At 38.7% G+C, this 16,650-nt stretch carries 14 protein-coding genes; 1 reads left to right on the top strand and 13 read right to left on the bottom strand.

Going from position 1 to position 16,650, the window contains the following annotated elements; translation table 11 throughout:
- The first annotated feature begins 2 nt into the window (after nt 1-2).
- A complete protein-coding gene (locus JNUCC23_RS09360; RefSeq protein WP_062180427.1) occupies nt 3-185 on the top strand; it encodes a hypothetical protein in 183 nt (60 codons plus the stop codon).
- Nucleotides 186-388: 203 nt separating this feature from the next.
- Here the strand turns inward: JNUCC23_RS09360 and JNUCC23_RS09355 are convergent, their stop codons facing one another.
- The 13 genes from JNUCC23_RS09355 to parE all read right to left on the bottom strand — a co-directional run bounded on the left by JNUCC23_RS09355 (nt 389) and on the right by parE (nt 16,259).
- Entirely contained in the window at nt 389-631 is a 243-nt protein-coding gene (locus JNUCC23_RS09355; RefSeq protein ID WP_062180429.1) for a hypothetical protein, read from the bottom strand.
- Between the two features lie 432 nt (nt 632-1,063).
- On the bottom strand, nt 1,064-1,894 hold the full coding sequence (nadE, locus tag JNUCC23_RS09350; RefSeq protein WP_454215390.1) for an ammonia-dependent NAD(+) synthetase: 831 nt from the start codon (nt 1,892-1,894) through the stop codon (nt 1,064-1,066).
- A 25-nt stretch (nt 1,895-1,919) separates the two neighbouring features.
- Nucleotides 1,920-3,392 (bottom strand): nicotinate phosphoribosyltransferase, encoded by a 1,473-nt coding sequence (locus JNUCC23_RS09345; protein ID WP_062180435.1) that lies wholly within the window; start codon nt 3,390-3,392, stop codon nt 1,920-1,922.
- A gap of 185 nt (nt 3,393-3,577) precedes the next feature.
- Nucleotides 3,578-4,129: a cysteine hydrolase family protein gene (locus tag JNUCC23_RS09340; RefSeq protein WP_454215388.1), complete on the bottom strand. Its 552-nt coding sequence runs from the start codon at nt 4,127-4,129 to the stop codon at nt 3,578-3,580.
- Nucleotides 4,130-4,403: 274 nt separating this feature from the next.
- Nucleotides 4,404-5,933, bottom strand: coding sequence for an acyl-CoA carboxylase subunit beta (locus tag JNUCC23_RS09335; RefSeq protein ID WP_403073624.1), 1,530 nt, complete (start codon nt 5,931-5,933; stop codon nt 4,404-4,406).
- 14 nt (nt 5,934-5,947) lie between these two features.
- On the bottom strand, nt 5,948-6,730 hold the full coding sequence (locus tag JNUCC23_RS09330; RefSeq protein ID WP_454215386.1) for an enoyl-CoA hydratase: 783 nt from the start codon (nt 6,728-6,730) through the stop codon (nt 5,948-5,950).
- 26 nt (nt 6,731-6,756) lie between these two features.
- Nucleotides 6,757-7,662: a hydroxymethylglutaryl-CoA lyase gene (locus JNUCC23_RS09325; RefSeq protein ID WP_454215384.1), complete on the bottom strand. Its 906-nt coding sequence runs from the start codon at nt 7,660-7,662 to the stop codon at nt 6,757-6,759.
- Complete coding sequence (locus tag JNUCC23_RS09320; RefSeq protein WP_403073618.1) at nt 7,659-7,871, bottom strand: acetyl-CoA carboxylase biotin carboxyl carrier protein subunit; 213 nt, start codon at nt 7,869-7,871, stop codon at nt 7,659-7,661. The genes JNUCC23_RS09325 and JNUCC23_RS09320 overlap by 4 nt, the downstream gene beginning before the upstream one ends.
- A gap of 10 nt (nt 7,872-7,881) precedes the next feature.
- Nucleotides 7,882-9,237, bottom strand: coding sequence for an acetyl-CoA carboxylase biotin carboxylase subunit (locus tag JNUCC23_RS09315; RefSeq protein ID WP_454215382.1), 1,356 nt, complete (start codon nt 9,235-9,237; stop codon nt 7,882-7,884).
- A gap of 106 nt (nt 9,238-9,343) precedes the next feature.
- Nucleotides 9,344-10,486, bottom strand: a complete 1,143-nt coding sequence (locus JNUCC23_RS09310) for an acyl-CoA dehydrogenase family protein (RefSeq protein ID WP_403073616.1) — start codon at nt 10,484-10,486, stop codon at nt 9,344-9,346.
- A 311-nt stretch (nt 10,487-10,797) separates the two neighbouring features.
- Entirely contained in the window at nt 10,798-11,556 is a 759-nt protein-coding gene (locus JNUCC23_RS09305) for a hypothetical protein (protein WP_454215379.1), read from the bottom strand.
- Between the two features lie 278 nt (nt 11,557-11,834).
- Nucleotides 11,835-14,282 (bottom strand): DNA topoisomerase IV subunit A, encoded by a 2,448-nt coding sequence (gene parC, locus JNUCC23_RS09300; RefSeq protein WP_403073612.1) that lies wholly within the window; start codon nt 14,280-14,282, stop codon nt 11,835-11,837.
- A 3-nt stretch (nt 14,283-14,285) separates the two neighbouring features.
- Nucleotides 14,286-16,259 (bottom strand): DNA topoisomerase IV subunit B, encoded by a 1,974-nt coding sequence (gene parE, locus JNUCC23_RS09295; RefSeq protein WP_403073610.1) that lies wholly within the window; start codon nt 16,257-16,259, stop codon nt 14,286-14,288.
- Nucleotides 16,260-16,650: the final 391 nt, after the last annotated feature.

Below are 16,650 nucleotides of genomic sequence, written 5' to 3'. Positions count from 1 at the left end.
ATGTGAAGTTGTTTAAATTAATTGAAAATTATCGCAATATGTACAAAAAAGGTACTAAATTCTTTGTAATTTCCGAATCAGAATTCATTGGCGTGAAAAGCTATGTACTGCAATCTGAAGATATGAGTGGTAAGATCGTAGTCTCTGAAGAAGAATTGAGAAAAAAATTTATTGCTTTAAATTAAATGAATCTTGATTTGTAGGCAGTTAATTAAACTTTTTAAAATCTTCTGCTATACTGCCTTCATCTTTTGAAATCATAGAATTCTCCTCTCCTTCTTTAGATTCAGTTATATTTGCCATAATTTAATTGGTTTTTCTGTTTATATAAATAGACAAGTTATTTTAGATTCGTACACTCTAAAATAACTTGTCCCCTATTTACATATTAGAATAGACGGACGAATTCAGAAATTCCGAATACACCTAAGTCTATGTTCGATACTAATACAAATCGATTAGACAATAAACAAATTGATGCTGTAATGAGAGATTGACCAGCATTTAAATTGCAGGGCTTCGCGCTTCCAATCACTGTAGCCTCTACAATTGTAGGTGTGAAAGGTGTTAACAGATTTCTTTGCCAAAGTATAGTTACTACATCCGGGCGTCTAATAATACTAGCAGACATATAATTCACCTCTTTTCTAAATGATTAATATAGTTAATGCTAATTCGGACAGCTTGGCTCATTCATTTGTCATGTTCCGCTAAAAAAGGCGTTTTTCACATAATTTATTTAAAGTGGGAGGGTAAGGTACACTACTGATTGAATTTCATATATGGTGTTATTCGAGTGGCGACATCAGAAGTTGTATGAAATCATTGTGATAATCTTGTATGTGTAATACGGGCCACACATTGCTAGATCTGAGATAATTAATAAGATTTTTAATAATTCAGAAAAATATCTCTACTTTCAAGTAAAGAAGAATCCCCAAAGTTCACCAGGTAGACACCATCCAGAAAACACTTAATAGATAACTAGCTCAAATATGATTAACTATGTAAAAAAAACAAAAAAATTTGCTCCTGCCGTTGCAAGAGCAAATTTTCTTGTTTCTTATTTCCACCACGTATCATAAACCGTTATCGCATGGTTCCGTTTATGTTCTGTTTTCTTATACCAGCCTTCGATTTTTTCAGCCGCATCTTCTTTGATTTCCTTGCCTTCAAGGTAATCATCAATATCATCATAGGTAACCCCTAAAGCCACTTCATCAGGAATTTGCGGTTTGTCATCTTCCAAATCTGCTGTTGGGATTTTTACATATAAACGTTCTGGAGCATTCAGATATTTTAGAATTTCTCTCCCTTGTCTCTTATTCAAACGATAAAGGGGGACTAAGTCTGCTGCTCCATCTCCGTGCTTTGTATAGAATCCTGTTACTGCTTCCGCTGCATGATCAGTACCCAATACAACACCGCTATAAATTCCGGCCAAATCGTATTGAACTTTCATTCTTTCACGTGCTTTAACGTTTCCTTTTAAGAAATTATTCAGCTTCTCGCCTGTACCGTCTTCTACTGCTTTAACTGAAGCATCAACGGCAACTTTAATATTGACCGTTACCGTCTTACTCGGCTGAATAAATTGCAATGCCAATTGACGGTCATCTTCATCTACTTGAACGCCATATGGCAGGCTGACAGCGACAAATTGATACTCCTCCTTACCTGATTCGTCATTCAATTCATTCACTGCAGTTTGAGCAATATACCCACATAAAGTGGAGTCTTGACCACCCGATATGCCTAGTACAAGACTTTTTAGAAATGAATATTTTTCAAGATAATTTTTGAGCAAATCGACACTGTTTCTAAATTCTTCTTTCGGGTCAATCGTAGGCTGTACTAATATTTTTTTTACAATTTCTTTCTGTAAAGGACGCATAGTCTCCTAAACCCCTCTTCCCAGTTCATCTAGTCCATAGCATTTCTTTTACTTTAGTTGTCGCTTCTTGAATGTTCTTCATCTTATTGTCCCAGCAGGCTTGACTTAAATCAACAGGGTATTCCTCAGGATTAAGTGCACGCAAATATTCAGGCCATAGAACAGATAAATTCGCTTTTGAAAATTCTCTTATTTGTTCAATATGAGGCAGTTCATAGACAAGTTGACCACTGATAAAAATATCTTCATGCAAATCAACTGCATTGAAATCGGTGACGAACTTGCTTAAAAATGTGTGAACGGGATGAAACAGCTTTAATTTCTCCTCTGCTTGAGGATTCTCGTTTTCCATAGCGATATAATCGCCTTCAGAATGTAAGTTTATTGAATTGATAATTCGGTAGACACGTTTCAAACCCGGTGTTGAAACTTTTTCTGGATTCGAGGAAATTTTAATCGTATCGATCATATTCCCACTTTCGCCTTCAATCGAAACCATCTTATATACGGCTCCTAAAGCTGGTTGGTCAAAAGCAGTAATAAGCTTTGTTCCTATACCCCAGATGTCTATTTTTGCTCCTTGTTGCTTCAAGTTAATAATTGTGTATTCGTCCAAATCATTAGAAGCAACAATTTTCACATTAGGATATCCTGCTTCATCGAGCATTTTTCGTGCTTCTTTTGATAAATATGCTAAGTCCCCGCTGTCTAAACGAATACCTATAAAGTTAATCCGATCACCAAGTTCATCGGCAACCTTAATTGCATTAGGGATGCCTGAACGGAGGGTATCATAGGTATCAACTAAAAATACACAGTCTTTATGTGATGTGGCATATTTATAAAAGGCGGTATATTCATCCTTGTATGCCTGGATCATGGAATGAGCATGTGTTCCTGAAACAGGGATACCAAACACCTTTCCCGCTCGCACATTGCTTGTTGAATCAAAGCCAGCTAAATAAGAGGCTCTTGCTCCCCATAAAGCAGCATCCATTTCTTGAGCCCGTCTTGTGCCGAATTCCATCGCTGATTCTTCGCCAATCACTTGCTTAATCCGTGAGGCCTTAGTAGCAACAAGCGTTTGATAATTTATAATATTAAGAATGGCAGTTTCAATGATTTGCGCTTGCCCAAGCGGAGCCTCCACACGTAAAATCGGCTCATTAGCAAATACAAGCTCACCTTCCTTCATACATCGAATCTGACCCGTAAACCTCATGCTTTCCAAATAAGCAAGATAGTCCTCTGCATATCCAATTTGCTCTCGTAAATACTCTATATCAGAGTGGGAGAAACGAAAATTCTCAATATAATGAACGACTTTCTCAAGACCTGCAAAGATTGCGTAGCCACTGTTAAAAGGTAGCTTTCGAAAGTAAACTTCAAACACGGCCATTTTATTGTGAATATTGTCTTCCCAATAGGTTTGTGTCATATTGATTTGGTATAGATCTGTATGAAGTGCATAGCTATCATCCATATATGTATTCCCCATAAAAACATCCTCCCGCACAGCAGTATTAAAATGTACTATCCCCTGCAATGACGGAGAAAATCCCCCTTTTTTAAGAACAACCAACATTCTTTGACGAATTATATCATCATCCATATCGTCAAAATTCCCACAGGCTTATCCTCAAATAAGATGTGGGTAGGTTTTCTATTCCTATTTATTTTTATTTAGAGCAAATTTGCTCCTAGTGAGTTTTTAAAGTGGCGTAAAGCCCATTCGTGCCCAGCCTGATCAAATGATGCTACTGCATCTTGATAGATCGAGATTGTAAATCCTTGATTATATGCATCTACAGCTGTATGAAGCACGCAAATATCTGTACAAACGCCTACAAGGTACACATCGGTTATACCGCGTTCTCGTAATTTGATACTGAGGTCTGTTCCGGAAAATGCCGAATACCTCGTTTTATCCATATAATGAACATTTGCTTTATTCTTATTCGCTTCATATATATTTTGTAAAGAACCGAACAAATCCCTTCCCATTGTACCTCTAATATTGTGCGGTGGAAATAGATTCGTTTCTGGATGATATTGGTCATCTTTTTCATGGATATCAATGGCAAAAAAGACCTCATCACCCTGATTAATAAACTCTTTCGTAATATCTCCAATTCTTCTTTCCAATTCTTGACCAGGCTTACCACAAGTTAAAGCACCGTTATAGGCGACAAAGTCATTTGTATAATCAATATTAATTAAGGCTTTTTTCCCCATTCCCTCACTCCCTAAAATACATAATTATTATTATACTATACTCCTTACACTTGTTTTTCAATAACTTTACCTGCTTTCATGCCTTTTATAAGGCGTCAGTAATCGAAAATTGGATGATTGGTAGTTTGGAAATATACAAAAAAATGAGGCTGTCCCAAACGTATTTGGTCAGGCCTCACAATTACGATATTCAACATAATAAAAGTGTACATCTGTGTAATGCTCGAAATTATACTCTTTTCAGACAGATTCACAATATGAAAAGGCTTTGTATCTAGACTGGGTACACCCCATGCTTTCTCTGAGTGAATGAAAGTTGTTTACTGTTATATGCGGTAAACCTGCGAATCAGCTCGGATCGGAGTTGATTTGGCTGGACGATATCATCGACAATCATTTCTGATGCTAGCCGATATATATCGATATCCTTTCGATATTCTTCACGCTTCAATTCGATAAATGCCGCTCGTTCTTCTTCAGGTAATGCGTTAATTTTATTTGCATAAACAGCATTGACAGCAGCTTCCGGACCCATGACGGCAATGGATGCACTAGGCAATGCCAAACAACAATCTGGCTCGAAAGCTGGACCTGCCATTGCATATAATCCAGCGCCATACGCCTTTCTCACTACAACGGAAATTTTCGGCACTGTCGCCTCACTCATAGCCGATATCATCTTCGCTCCATGACGAATAATACCCGCTCTTTCCACCTTAGTACCAATCATGAACCCAGGAATATCCGCTAAAAATAATAGTGGAATGTTAAAGGCATCACATAAGATAATAAATTTGGCGGCTTTATCAGCAGAATCATGGAACAGCACTCCGCCCTTTACTTTCGGTTGATTGGCGATAACGCCCACTGATTGGCCATTCATTCTTGCCAAACCTGTAATGAGTTCAGAAGCAAATAGCTTTTTGATTTCACAGAAGGAGTCCTCATCAATAAGCTGATCAATCAATTCGTACATATTAAATGAGGCATTTTGATTGGCCGGAATTATTTCTTCTAGTGTCTTTTCCGACGCTACAGGAAGACGAATTTCGGATGCAGGTGGCTTTTGTTGATAATTTTCAGGAAAATAAGACAGATAACGACGAGCAAATGCAAGCGATTCTTGTTCGGAATTTACAAGAACGTCACCACATCCAGAAACACTGCAATGCATTCTTGCTCCTCCCATTTCTTCCTCGCTCACTTTTTCACCGATGACCATTTCTGCCATTCTTGGGGAGCCAAGATACATTGATGCATTACCTTCTACCATCACAACAATATCACAAAAGGCGGGAATATACGCTCCCCCAGCCGCTGAAGGGCCAAAAAGCAGGCAAATTTGTGGAACTTTTCCAGACAGTTTTACTTGATTATAAAAAATTCGACCTGCTCCCCTTCTTCCAGGAAACATGTCTACTTGATCCGTAATACGTGCTCCCGCTGAGTCAACTAAATATAGGAGTGGGACATTTAATTTCTCAGCTGTTTCTTGAATACGGATTATTTTTTCAACCGTTCGCGCTCCCCATGAGCCAGCTTTGACTGTAGAATCATTGGCCATTACACATACGGTTCGTCCGTCGATTTTCCCTATTCCAGTAACAACTCCATCAGCAGGCAGGCCGTCACTTTCACAGTTTGCAAAAAACGCGTCTTCGATTTCCATGTCGGCATCTAAAAGTAAGCGTAATCTGTCACGAACAAATAGTTTTCCTTTTTCCATATTTTTCTCATGGTATTTTTGTAAGCCGCCTCGTTTTATTTGTTCGGTGGCTTGCTGTAACTTTCCTACAATTGACATGCGTGCAACTCCTCTCATTTTCCAGTAAACAAGGGCCGTCTTTTTTCCATGAATGCTTGAAGTCCTTCCAAGCGGTCTTTCGATTCAATAATTGTGTCATACCATCTTTTTTCAACTTCCAAACCAGTTACAATTTCCGTATCGATTCCTTCATTTATGGCTTTTTTCGCCGCTCTTAGACTTAGCGGAGCATTTCTTGAAATTTCGGCAGCGAGTTCTAATGCTTTGTTCATTAGCTGATCCGCTTCAGTAATTTTGTTAAGTAAGCCCAATTTAAGTGCTTCCTCAGCATCGATTCTTCTGGCGGTGAAAATGAGTTCTTTTGCGAAAGGTACGCCAACGATTCGAGGTAGACGCTGTGTCCCACCAGCACCAGGGATAATCCCTAATGATGTTTCCGTTAAGCCCATTTTCGCTATAGTCGAAGCAATCCTGATATCACACGCTAAAGCCAGCTCCAATCCGCCGCCAAAAGCAGCACCGTTTATGGCGGCAATAACTGGAACCGGTAGATTTTGAACAACATCCATCGTACTACAGATTAATTTGACTGTCCGTCTCACCTGAGCTTCATCCATCTCCAATCTTTCTTTTAAGTCGGCTCCGGCACAAAAAACCTTATCTCCAGTACCGGTTATGATGACACAACGTACAGTTGGATCCATTGTTACTGTCTCTAGTGCATGATTAAGCTCTTCCAATAGTTTGACTGATAATGCATTGGCTTGAGCTGGTCGATTTAACGTTACGACACTTACAAAATTTTCCTGTTTCGATATTTTAATTAGATTTGGCATTTACAAACACCGCCACTCATCATTTTTCATCCTTTTGAATAGGAGTACATAGCCATTCTATGACTTGGTAGTGGTTTATTTAATTTTTTCTGAACAAACAAAGCTGAATCTACTAGGGCTTTTTCATTCACACCTGTATGGATGTTCATTTTTTCAAGCATATGAACCAAATCATCTGTAGCTACATTTCCACTTGCACCCGGCGCATATGGGCACCCTCCTAGTCCTCCAAGTGACGAGTCAAAGGTTGTAATGCCATAATCAAGGGCTTTTACAATATTCGCAAGTGCCATTCCTCTCGTGTCATGAAAATGCATCGCCAAACTCTGCGGTTGATATCGTTTAAGCGCTTGATTTAAAAAATCCTCTACCTGCTTTGGGGAAGCAACGCCGATTGTATCACCTAACGATATTTCGCCAATCCCCAATGTAAATAGTTTTTCACATATTCTAAGCACTTGATTGTAATCAACATCCCCCTCATAAGGGCAGCCGAATACCGTTGAAATATAGCCGCGAACCGTTTTTCCCTCATCTATCGCCGCTGCTATTACCTCCTGTAATATAGGAAACGTCTCTGATATGGTTTTATTAATGTTTTGTTTATTATGTGTTTCACTCGCTGACATAAAAACGGATATTTCATCAACTGAGTAGGCGATTGCCGATTCAAGTCCTTTCATGTTTGGAACCAGGGCCGCATAGGTGACTTTTGGGTTTCTCTTGATATTTCGTACGACTTCCACTGCATCTGCAAGCTGTGGAATCCATTTTGGATGGACAAATGAAGTTATTTCAAGATAAGTAAGTCCTGAGTAAGACAATCGATCAATCCATGCAATCTTGTCACTTGTCGATAAAATTAATTTTTCATTTTGCAAACCATCCCGTGGTCCAACTTCCTTAATCGTTACGTTTTTGGGCCAGTTCATTCTATAATCGCCAGGACATCGCCTTCATTTACAAAATCACCTTCCGATATATGAATCTGCTTGATCTTGCCTGATGTTCCTGCTGCAAGTGGTATTTCCATTTTCATCGATTCAAGAATGATGACTTCTTGTCCGCTGCTTACATTTTCTCCTTCAGACACAACAATTTTCCACACACTTCCTGCCATACTTGCAATTACTTCTGACATGTAGACCCCCCTATATCGTTGTGCCATTCTTCTTAATATATGTCTCGATAAAATCAGTAGTCGTTTCACCTTGTTTGTACTTCTCATGAACTGCTATTTGTCTTAATAATGGTAAATTCGTCTTAATGCCTTCCACTTTATAGAAATCAAGGGCTTCAACTAAGCGTTGGATTGCTTGTGATCGGGAACTGCCTTTTACGATTAATTTCGCAATCATCGGATCATAAAAATGAGATACGACAGAGCGATCATGAACGGCTAACTCATGGCGAATATATTCTTCCTGCGGCACTTTCAACGCGGTAATTTTCCCTGGTGAAGGAAAAAATGTAACAGGATCCTCAGCATAGATTCGGACTTCAATACTATGACCATCTCTATGAATCTCTGATTGTTTAAAAGCCAATGGTTCTCCTTGGGCAATCCTAATTTGCTGTTCAACAAGATCCAAACCCGTGATTTCTTCGGTAACCGTGTGTTCAACTTGAAGCCGAGTATTCATTTCTAAAAAATAAAAGTTCTTATCGACATCAACGAGGAACTCAAGTGTTCCAGCATTATAATAGCCGATCGTCTCAATAGCTTTCACCGCTGCATTTCCCATCGCTTCCCTTGTTTCGTTATCTAGAAACGGAGACGGAGCTTCTTCAAAAACTTTCTGGTGCCGTCTTTGGATCGAGCATTCTCTTTCCCATAAATAAACACTATGACCAAATGTGTCTGCAAGCACTTGAATTTCGATATGCCTCGGCTTTTCAATGAATTTTTCTATGAACATCTCACCATTCCCAAAGAACATAAGAGCTCGCTTTTGGTTGCCTTCGTATATCTTCAGTAATTCCACTTCATCGTTTGCTACCTGCATGCCTATACCGCCACCGCCAGCTGCTGCCTTTAACATGACGGGATAGCCGATTTTTTCCGCTTCCCAAACTGCTTCTTTGCTATCAACGAGCGGTCGCGACAAACCAGGAACTACTGGTAGTCCTTTTAATTCCATCAATTGGCGCGCTGCGACTTTATTACCCATTTTTTCGATTAGATCCGGGTGCGGACCGATGAAAATCAGATCTTCTTTGGCACATTTTCGTGCAAAATTAGCACTTTCACTTAAAAAACCATAGCCTGGATGCACGGCATCACAGTTTGCAAGTTTAGCTATCTCGAAGATTTTCGTTGCATTTAAGTAGCTTTCATTGACTCGAGGACCTCCAAGCAAAAATGCTTCATCCGCTTTTGACACATAAGGGGCGTCCTTGTCTGCCTCCGAATAAACAGCTACTGAAGCAATTCCCATTTTCCTGCAAGTTCGTATGATTCTTGAAGCAATTTCACCCCGATTTGCGATTAGTATTTTTTTTATCATCATAATCCTCCAGATGAAGTAGATTCAGTCAAATTCTCAAATGATTTTTCGCGTAATTTATTTATTCTTCACATGAACATGTTTGGATTGTTAAACGTATTTATCTTCAACAACCAAGCTGTCTAGCAATCACTAATCTCTGAATCTCGGAAGTTCCTTCGCCAATTTCAAGCAGTTTTGCATCACGTAAATATCGTTCCACTTCGTATTCACGCATATAACCTGATCCACCATGGATTTGGATTGCTTGATTGCTCACACGGAATGCGGTTTCTGTTGCAAACAATTTGGCATATGCGGATTCTTTCGTAAACGATTTCATTTTATCTTTTAGCCATGCCGCTTTATATACCATGTTGCGTGCTAATTCAATTTCCATGGCCATGTCAGCTAATTTAAATTGAATCGCCTGGAACTTCGAGATCGATTGGCCGAATTGAATACGTTCTTTCGAATAGGCAAGGGCCCGATCAAATGCCGCTTGTGCGATACCGACTGCAAGAGCCGCAATGGAAATTCTTCCTCCATCTAGTGTATGCAAAAATTGTTTAAATCCCTTTTCTGCATTGCCAAGCAAATTTTCTTTTGGAACTCGGACGTTGTCTAGAACAATTGCACAAGTGTTAGAGGCTCTGACACCCATTTTTTCATAATTACAAGTAATCGATACCCCTAATGCATCTGTTGGTACAATAAAAGCTGAGATGATATTCTTTCCTCGACTATCTTTTCCAGTTACCGCTGTAATCGTGACAGTTCTCGAAAAGCCAGCGTTTGTAATCCAGCATTTTTCACCATTGATCACATACTCTTCGCCTTCAAGTACAGCTGTCGTTTTCGTTCCACCTGCATCGGAACCAGCATTCGGTTCAGTTAATCCGAAGGCTGCTAATGTTTCCCCTTGAGCCAATGGAACAAGGTATTTTTGTTTTTGTTCTTCTGTGCCAAAGTAATAGATTGGACTTGATCCAAGTGATACAGCTGCAGCATAGCTTAACCCGGTCCCACCGCAAGCCTTGCCAATTTCTTCAACAGCGATGGCATAAGAAATCGTATCTCCACCTGAACCACCGTATTGTTCTGGAAATGGCAGACCTAATAAACCAAGTTCCCCCATTTTTTTAAATACTTCCTCGGCAAATCGGGCATTCTCATCAAGTTCAATGGCGATCGGTTTGATTTCTTTTTCTGCAAATTCTTGAACCATTTTTTTTATCATCTGCTGCTCTTTCGATAATTCAAAATCCATAATAAGCCTCCTTTTTGTTTGGGATACTAAGAATCAAGTTCCCAGACCGACTAGTTGGCGTTTAAATACGATTGCCGTTTTTTTATGGTCTGGCTTTAAGTACGTAATTTCCTGATAAAAAACGGAGATATACGCTTTATAGACGTCTATTACAGTAACAAAGGATTTGATATTTTTTTGCAGTTTGTCTGTCGGGGATTTACTAAATCCAATTGCTTATTCTGCTTGTATTAATACATATGAAATAAAATAGTCATGAATGACAATACGTAGAAATAAACAACTACGAGCTAAATAATCATCAGTGGGGATTATTTAGGCTGCAGCGGTTTGATTTTTGCTTTTACGAGCTTCCATTTTTCTTTTTCATAAATCCATTTTGATTCAACAAGCGCAATTCCATCCGTATGATATACACCGCTGACTAATTGAATCCCCACTAACCCTGTACATTTTCCTACAAGAAATGCTGGTTTTAAAGTAGAAAAACCATCGACCAAAAGTTCTGTCGCTTCATTCAAAATACCATTTGTATAAATTCCTGATTGTTCGTACTCTTCTTTACGGTCAGACAAATCAATGACCAATGGCTTTTTCCCATTTATAGTAAGCTTCGCTTGATAGTTATCTAGAAATTGAGCTGTGATTGGGACCGTTTTTGGCACTGTTAAATCCTTCATCATTTGATCCTTAAAACTGAATAAATAGGAATTCAATATTCCCCCGCTTTCGCCAGTTTCTGTAGTAATAAACACATCGAGAGTGCCATCTTTATTAACATCAACAAATTGAATGGTTGGCTTATAACCGCTTGAGAGTGGTTGTTCATACTTTTTTTCTCCCGTATCAACATACAATGTTATTTCCTTTAAAAATTCTGTATCTTCCTCGTACTTTAGGCCTTTAATCACCAATCGATCTGCGATATTATCTCCTGTGACATCTCGCTTTTCTGTAACCAAAATTATCTCGTTTGCAATGTCCTTGTCTTGGGCAGATACTGCTTGGTATGTAAAAAAAACGGCTAGTAGGAAAATTAAGTATTTCAGTATATTAGTTTGAACATTCATGTAAGCACCTTCCAATCTATTGGTAAAGCTTTATTTATCCGCTTGTTCTATTCTGACTTATTTTCGACTTCGAAATATTTTTATTCCATATAAAAGTGTGGAGAAGTTAAAACATTCATCTACGTTCTTCCTCTACTATTTGTAAGCATGTCTTATTGTTACCAACAAAATGTAAAATATGAAAAAAACGTGTACAAGAAATTTCCTTGTACACGCTTCTTTTGAAAACTATTATTAATAAGCATTCAATCTTGTAGAACATTCTAAGATTACACCAGTTATCTGGAATCTGGATTTGTTTTATCTACTTCTACACTTCTCTTCCAAATCTCTTTCGCTTTTCCTGCCTCCGATTCATCTATAATAAACGAGCCATTTGTATAGCGATCTGTATAACGTAATCCGCTAACATGAATAGATTCAATGATACCTTTTTCTGTTTCAATAAAAATTGTATCACTCGGTATGACTGTTTCAAGACCAATTACTCGATGAGGATTTGATTTTAGTTCTTTTAACATAACGAGACCACGTTTAGCACGCGTTGATTTCTCAAATTCAGCAAGCTTCATTTTCTTCACGGCTCCGCGCTGTGTCACAATTAAGATGGCTTCTGATGTTTCTTTTTCAAGAATTTTACCACCCGTCACAAAATCTCCATCCTTTAAGTTAATGCCTTTAACTCCAGCTGCCCTGACACCAATAGGACTGATTTCTTCTTCATCGAACCAAAGCGAAAGGCCCATGTTCGTTGCTAAGAAAACATCGCTGCTTCCATCTGTTAAATGAACATCTACCAAAAGATCGTCGCCTTTTACATTGATTGCAACTAAAGGCTTAGAATAGCGCTGTGCTTTATACGAACCCAACTCTGTTTTCTTTACAAGACCGTTTCTTGTTACAAATAACAAATAATGAGATTGTTCAAAGTTTTTAACTGGAATTGCCTTTACAATTTGTTCATTGCGGTCGATTGGAATAATATTAGCAATATGCTGACCGGTTTCTTTCCAGCGAATATCCGGAAGCTGGTGAACCGGACAGTATAGATAATTTCCTTTATTCGTGAACATCAGAAGCACGTCCGTTGTATTAACTTCTAATTTTTGCAATAGCCGATCTGAGTCCTTCATTCCAAAATCTTGACCACCAGATGCTGTGTACGACCTTAAGGACGTTCGTTTAACATATCCCTCATTCGTGACAGTTACAATCACATCTTCGCTTGCAACTAACACCTCAAGGTTAATCTTAATTTCTTCAATTTCATCTTCAATAACTGATCGGCGTGGATCATTGAATTCTTTTTTAATAAATTTTAATTCTTTTTTCATGACCTGAAATAGTGCTTTTTCGCTTTCTAAAATCTTCGTTAACTCTTCAATTTTCTTTTTCAGCTCTTTTTCCTCTTCCTGAAGTGCGGTAATATCCGTATTCGTCAAACGATATAATTGCAAGGAAACAATCGCTTCAGCCTGAGGCTCTGTAAAACCGAACTTCGCCATCAAATTATTCTTTGCGTCTTTTTTATCTTTCGAAGCACGGATTGCTGCAATCACTTCATCGAGAATGGATAAAGCCTTCATTAAACCTTGAACAATATGTGCTCGATCATGTGCCTTCTGCAGTTCATAACGTGAACGGTTTTCGATTACTTCTCTTCGGTGATTAATATAAGCATCCAAAAGTTTTGGTAAAGTCATCAAAGTCGGCCTTTTTTTGTCAATGGCAACCATATTAAAATTGTAAGCGACTTGCAAATCCGAATTTTTGTATAGATAATACAAAACCCCATTGGCATCTGCTTCTTTTTTCAATTCAATTACAATTCTAAGTCCAGTTCGGTCCGATTCATCACGAACTTCGGAAATGCCTTCTACTTTTCGATCCAGGCGGAATTCATCCATTTTTCTAACCAGGTTTGCCTTATTCACCTCATAAGGTATTTCCGTAACAACTATTTGTTGTTTACCACCACGGAGATCTTCAATGTCGGCTTTTCCCCGAATGATAATCTTTCCTTTACCTGTCTCATACGCTTTCTTAATACCACCAACACCTTGAATAATTCCTCCAGTGGGAAAATCCGGTCCTTTAAGAACGGTCATCAATTCATCAACCGTCACCTTAGGGTTATCAATACGCATAATGGCAGCATCAATGACTTCTCCAAGTTGGTGTGGCGGCATTTCGGTTGCATAACCTGCTGAAATACCGGTCGAGCCATTAACAAGTAGATTCGGAAACATCGCTGGAAGCACAACTGGTTCGACAGCGGTATCATCGAAATTTGGCACAAAATCAACCGTTCGTTTCTCAATATCCCGAAGCAATTCTGAAGCAATTCTAGAAAGCCTCGCCTCTGTATAACGCATAGCTGCTGGCGGATCACCATCAAGGCTACCGTTATTTCCATGCATTTGGATCATGACATTTCTTAATTTCCAATCCTGACTCATTCGTACCATTGCTTCATAGACCGAAGAATCACCATGAGGATGATAATTACCAATGACATTCCCGACAGTCTTGGCTGATTTACGGAAATTCTTTTCATGGGTGTTTCCTTCAACATGCATAGCATAAAGGATTCGACGTTGAACAGGCTTTAATCCGTCACGTGCGTCAGGTAAAGCACGATCTTGAATAATATATTTACTATAACGACCGAATCGATCGCCAATTACTTCTTCTAAAGGTAAGTCAAGTACTTTTTCCTCAGTCATCTCTTAGTTGCCCTCCTCTGAAATCGACATATTTTCGTTATCCAAAATGTTCGATTCTTCTTCGAGACCAAATGCAACATTGGATTCAATCCACTTTCGACGCGGTTCAACCTTGTCACCCATTAACGTTGTCACACGACGTTCTGCACGTGCACCATCATCAATTTTGACACGGATTAATGTTCTTGTATCTGGATTCATCGTCGTATCCCAAAGCTGATCGGCATTCATTTCGCCGAGTCCTTTGTATCGTTGAATAATGTAGCCTTTGCCAATTTTATTAATGGCTCCTTGAAGCTCTTCATCACTCCATGCGTATTCCATTACTTCTTTTTTCCCGGTCCCTTTACTCACCTTATATAACGGCGGTAGAGCAATATATACTTTGCCTGCTTCAAAAAGAGGCTTCATATAGCGGTAAAAAAACGTAAGTAATAAGACTTGGATATGTGCACCATCTGTATCTGCATCGGTCATAATAACAATTTTATTGTAATTCGTATCTTCTACATTAAAATCAGGGCCGACCCCCGCTCCAATCGCATGAATAATTGTATTAATTTCTTCGTTTTTAAAAATATCTGCAAGCTTTGCTTTTTCAGTATTGATGACTTTACCACGTAATGGTAACACGGCTTGAAAACGGCGATCACGGCCTTGTTTAGCAGAACCACCGGCCGAATCACCCTCTACGAGATAAATTTCATTCTTCTCTGGGTTTCTCGATTGTGCAGGTGTAAGCTTTCCAGAAAGAATCGAATCTGATTTTTTTCGCTTTTTCCCGCTTCTAGCTTCTTCTCTTGCTTTTCGAGCTGCTTCTCTTGCCTGGGATGCTTTTATTGATTTTTTTATTAACATCGTACTTGTACTAGGATCTTCTTCAAAAAAATACGTAAGATGTTCAGACACAATGGCATCCACAGCAGAACGGGCTTCACTTGTTCCTAGTTTCCCCTTTGTTTGACCTTCGAATTGTAAAAGCTCCTCTGGAATTCTTACAGAAATAATCGCTGAAAGACCTTCGCGAATATCCGTCCCCTCAAGGTTTTTATCTTTTTCCTTTAATAATCCTGTTTTTCTCGCATAATCATTAAATGCCCGTGTCATCGCAGTTTTGGCTCCGACTTCATGCGTTCCACCATCTTTTGTACGAACATTGTTTACAAAACTCAAAATATTTTCTGAGTACCCATCATTGAATTGAAAGGCAAAGTCCATTTCGATTTCATTCTGAACGCCTTCAAAGCTTACAACACTATGGAGAGTATCTTTTTCCTCGTTCAAATATTCAACGAAAGCTTCAAGTCCATTTTCAAAATAAAACTCATCTTTTTGGTCATGACGTTCATCAATCAGCTCTATTTTCATACCTTTTAATAAAAATGCAGATTCTCGTAATCGCTCCGACAAGATATCATAATTGTATGTCGTCACTGAGAAGATACTCGGGTCTGGTTTGAAATGAATCGTTGTGCCAGTTTGATTTGTCTTGCCTAACTTTTCCAGGGTCGTTTCAGGTTTTCCACCATTATGAAACCGTTGTTCATAAATAAAACCGTCTCGTTTTATTCTAACGACTAACCATTCAGAAAGAGCATTAACAACAGATGCGCCAACACCATGCAACCCGCCGCTTGTCTTATAGCCGCCTTGTCCAAACTTTCCACCAGCGTGTAAAATTGTCAAGATGACTTCTGGTGTCGGCTTGCCCATTTTATGCATTCCAGTTGGCATACCTCGCCCTTTATCCGTCACACTTACACTATTGTCTTTATGTATTTTAACGATAATAATATCTCCGTGACCAGCCAATGCTTCGTCAACGGAATTATCGACAATTTCATATACCAAATGATGCAATCCTCTCGCATCTGTGCTACCGATGTACATTCCCGGCCGCTTACGAACTGCTTCAAGTCCTTCTAATACTTGAATGGCCTCATCATTATATTCTATATTTTTTGTACTTCTTGCCACAGAAATTCCCCTTTCCTTCTTTACCACCATTTCCGGGCCATATCAAAAAGATGAAATGACTGAAAATATTAAGAAAAGCGCTAGCTTGTTGTTCAAACCTTGACTAGATACACCTCAGGTTTAAGTTTGCGCTAACCACTAAAATTCATTAAAACTTATTCATTCTCTTAGGAAAAGCGAAAACGAATTGCAAGGATAAAAAATGATTATGAATCAATTATATATGAATCCAGCAAAAAGAACAAATGTTCTAACCTGAATAATTAATAATGCCCTATCGAAGGCATATCTATGTTTATTGTAGCGAAATTTTTCAATATAGCAAATTAGCTTGATGATTTTACAATTCGTATACTCTGAATTCGAGTGTGTAATGATTCAAATACAGGGC

This window comes from Peribacillus sp. JNUCC 23 (genome assembly GCF_053653995.1).
This window is presented reverse-complemented; position numbering and strand designations above follow the sequence as displayed.

What these genes read in the sequence shown, in the direction of transcription:
- JNUCC23_RS09355 (WP_062180429.1), bottom strand. Translation starts at nt 631, where the DNA reads ATGTCTGCTAGTATTATTAGACGCCCGGATGTAGTAACTATACTTTGG.
- nadE (WP_454215390.1), bottom strand. Translation starts at nt 1,894, where the DNA reads ATGCGTCCTTTACAGAAAGAAATTGTAAAAAAAATATTAGTACAGCCT.
- JNUCC23_RS09345 (WP_062180435.1), bottom strand. Translation starts at nt 3,392, where the DNA reads ATGGGGAATACATATATGGATGATAGCTATGCACTTCATACAGATCTA.
- JNUCC23_RS09340 (WP_454215388.1), bottom strand. Translation starts at nt 4,129, where the DNA reads ATGGGGAAAAAAGCCTTAATTAATATTGATTATACAAATGACTTTGTC.
- JNUCC23_RS09335 (WP_403073624.1), bottom strand. Translation starts at nt 5,933, where the DNA reads ATGTCAATTGTAGGAAAGTTACAGCAAGCCACCGAACAAATAAAACGA.
- JNUCC23_RS09330 (WP_454215386.1), bottom strand. Translation starts at nt 6,730, where the DNA reads ATGCCAAATCTAATTAAAATATCGAAACAGGAAAATTTTGTAAGTGTC.
- JNUCC23_RS09325 (WP_454215384.1), bottom strand. Translation starts at nt 7,662, where the DNA reads ATGAACTGGCCCAAAAACGTAACGATTAAGGAAGTTGGACCACGGGAT.
- JNUCC23_RS09320 (WP_403073618.1), bottom strand. Translation starts at nt 7,871, where the DNA reads ATGTCAGAAGTAATTGCAAGTATGGCAGGAAGTGTGTGGAAAATTGTT.
- JNUCC23_RS09315 (WP_454215382.1), bottom strand. Translation starts at nt 9,237, where the DNA reads ATGATAAAAAAAATACTAATCGCAAATCGGGGTGAAATTGCTTCAAGA.
- JNUCC23_RS09310 (WP_403073616.1), bottom strand. Translation starts at nt 10,486, where the DNA reads ATGGATTTTGAATTATCGAAAGAGCAGCAGATGATAAAAAAAATGGTT.
- JNUCC23_RS09305 (WP_454215379.1), bottom strand. Translation starts at nt 11,556, where the DNA reads ATGAATGTTCAAACTAATATACTGAAATACTTAATTTTCCTACTAGCC.
- parC (WP_403073612.1), bottom strand. Translation starts at nt 14,282, where the DNA reads ATGACTGAGGAAAAAGTACTTGACTTACCTTTAGAAGAAGTAATTGGC.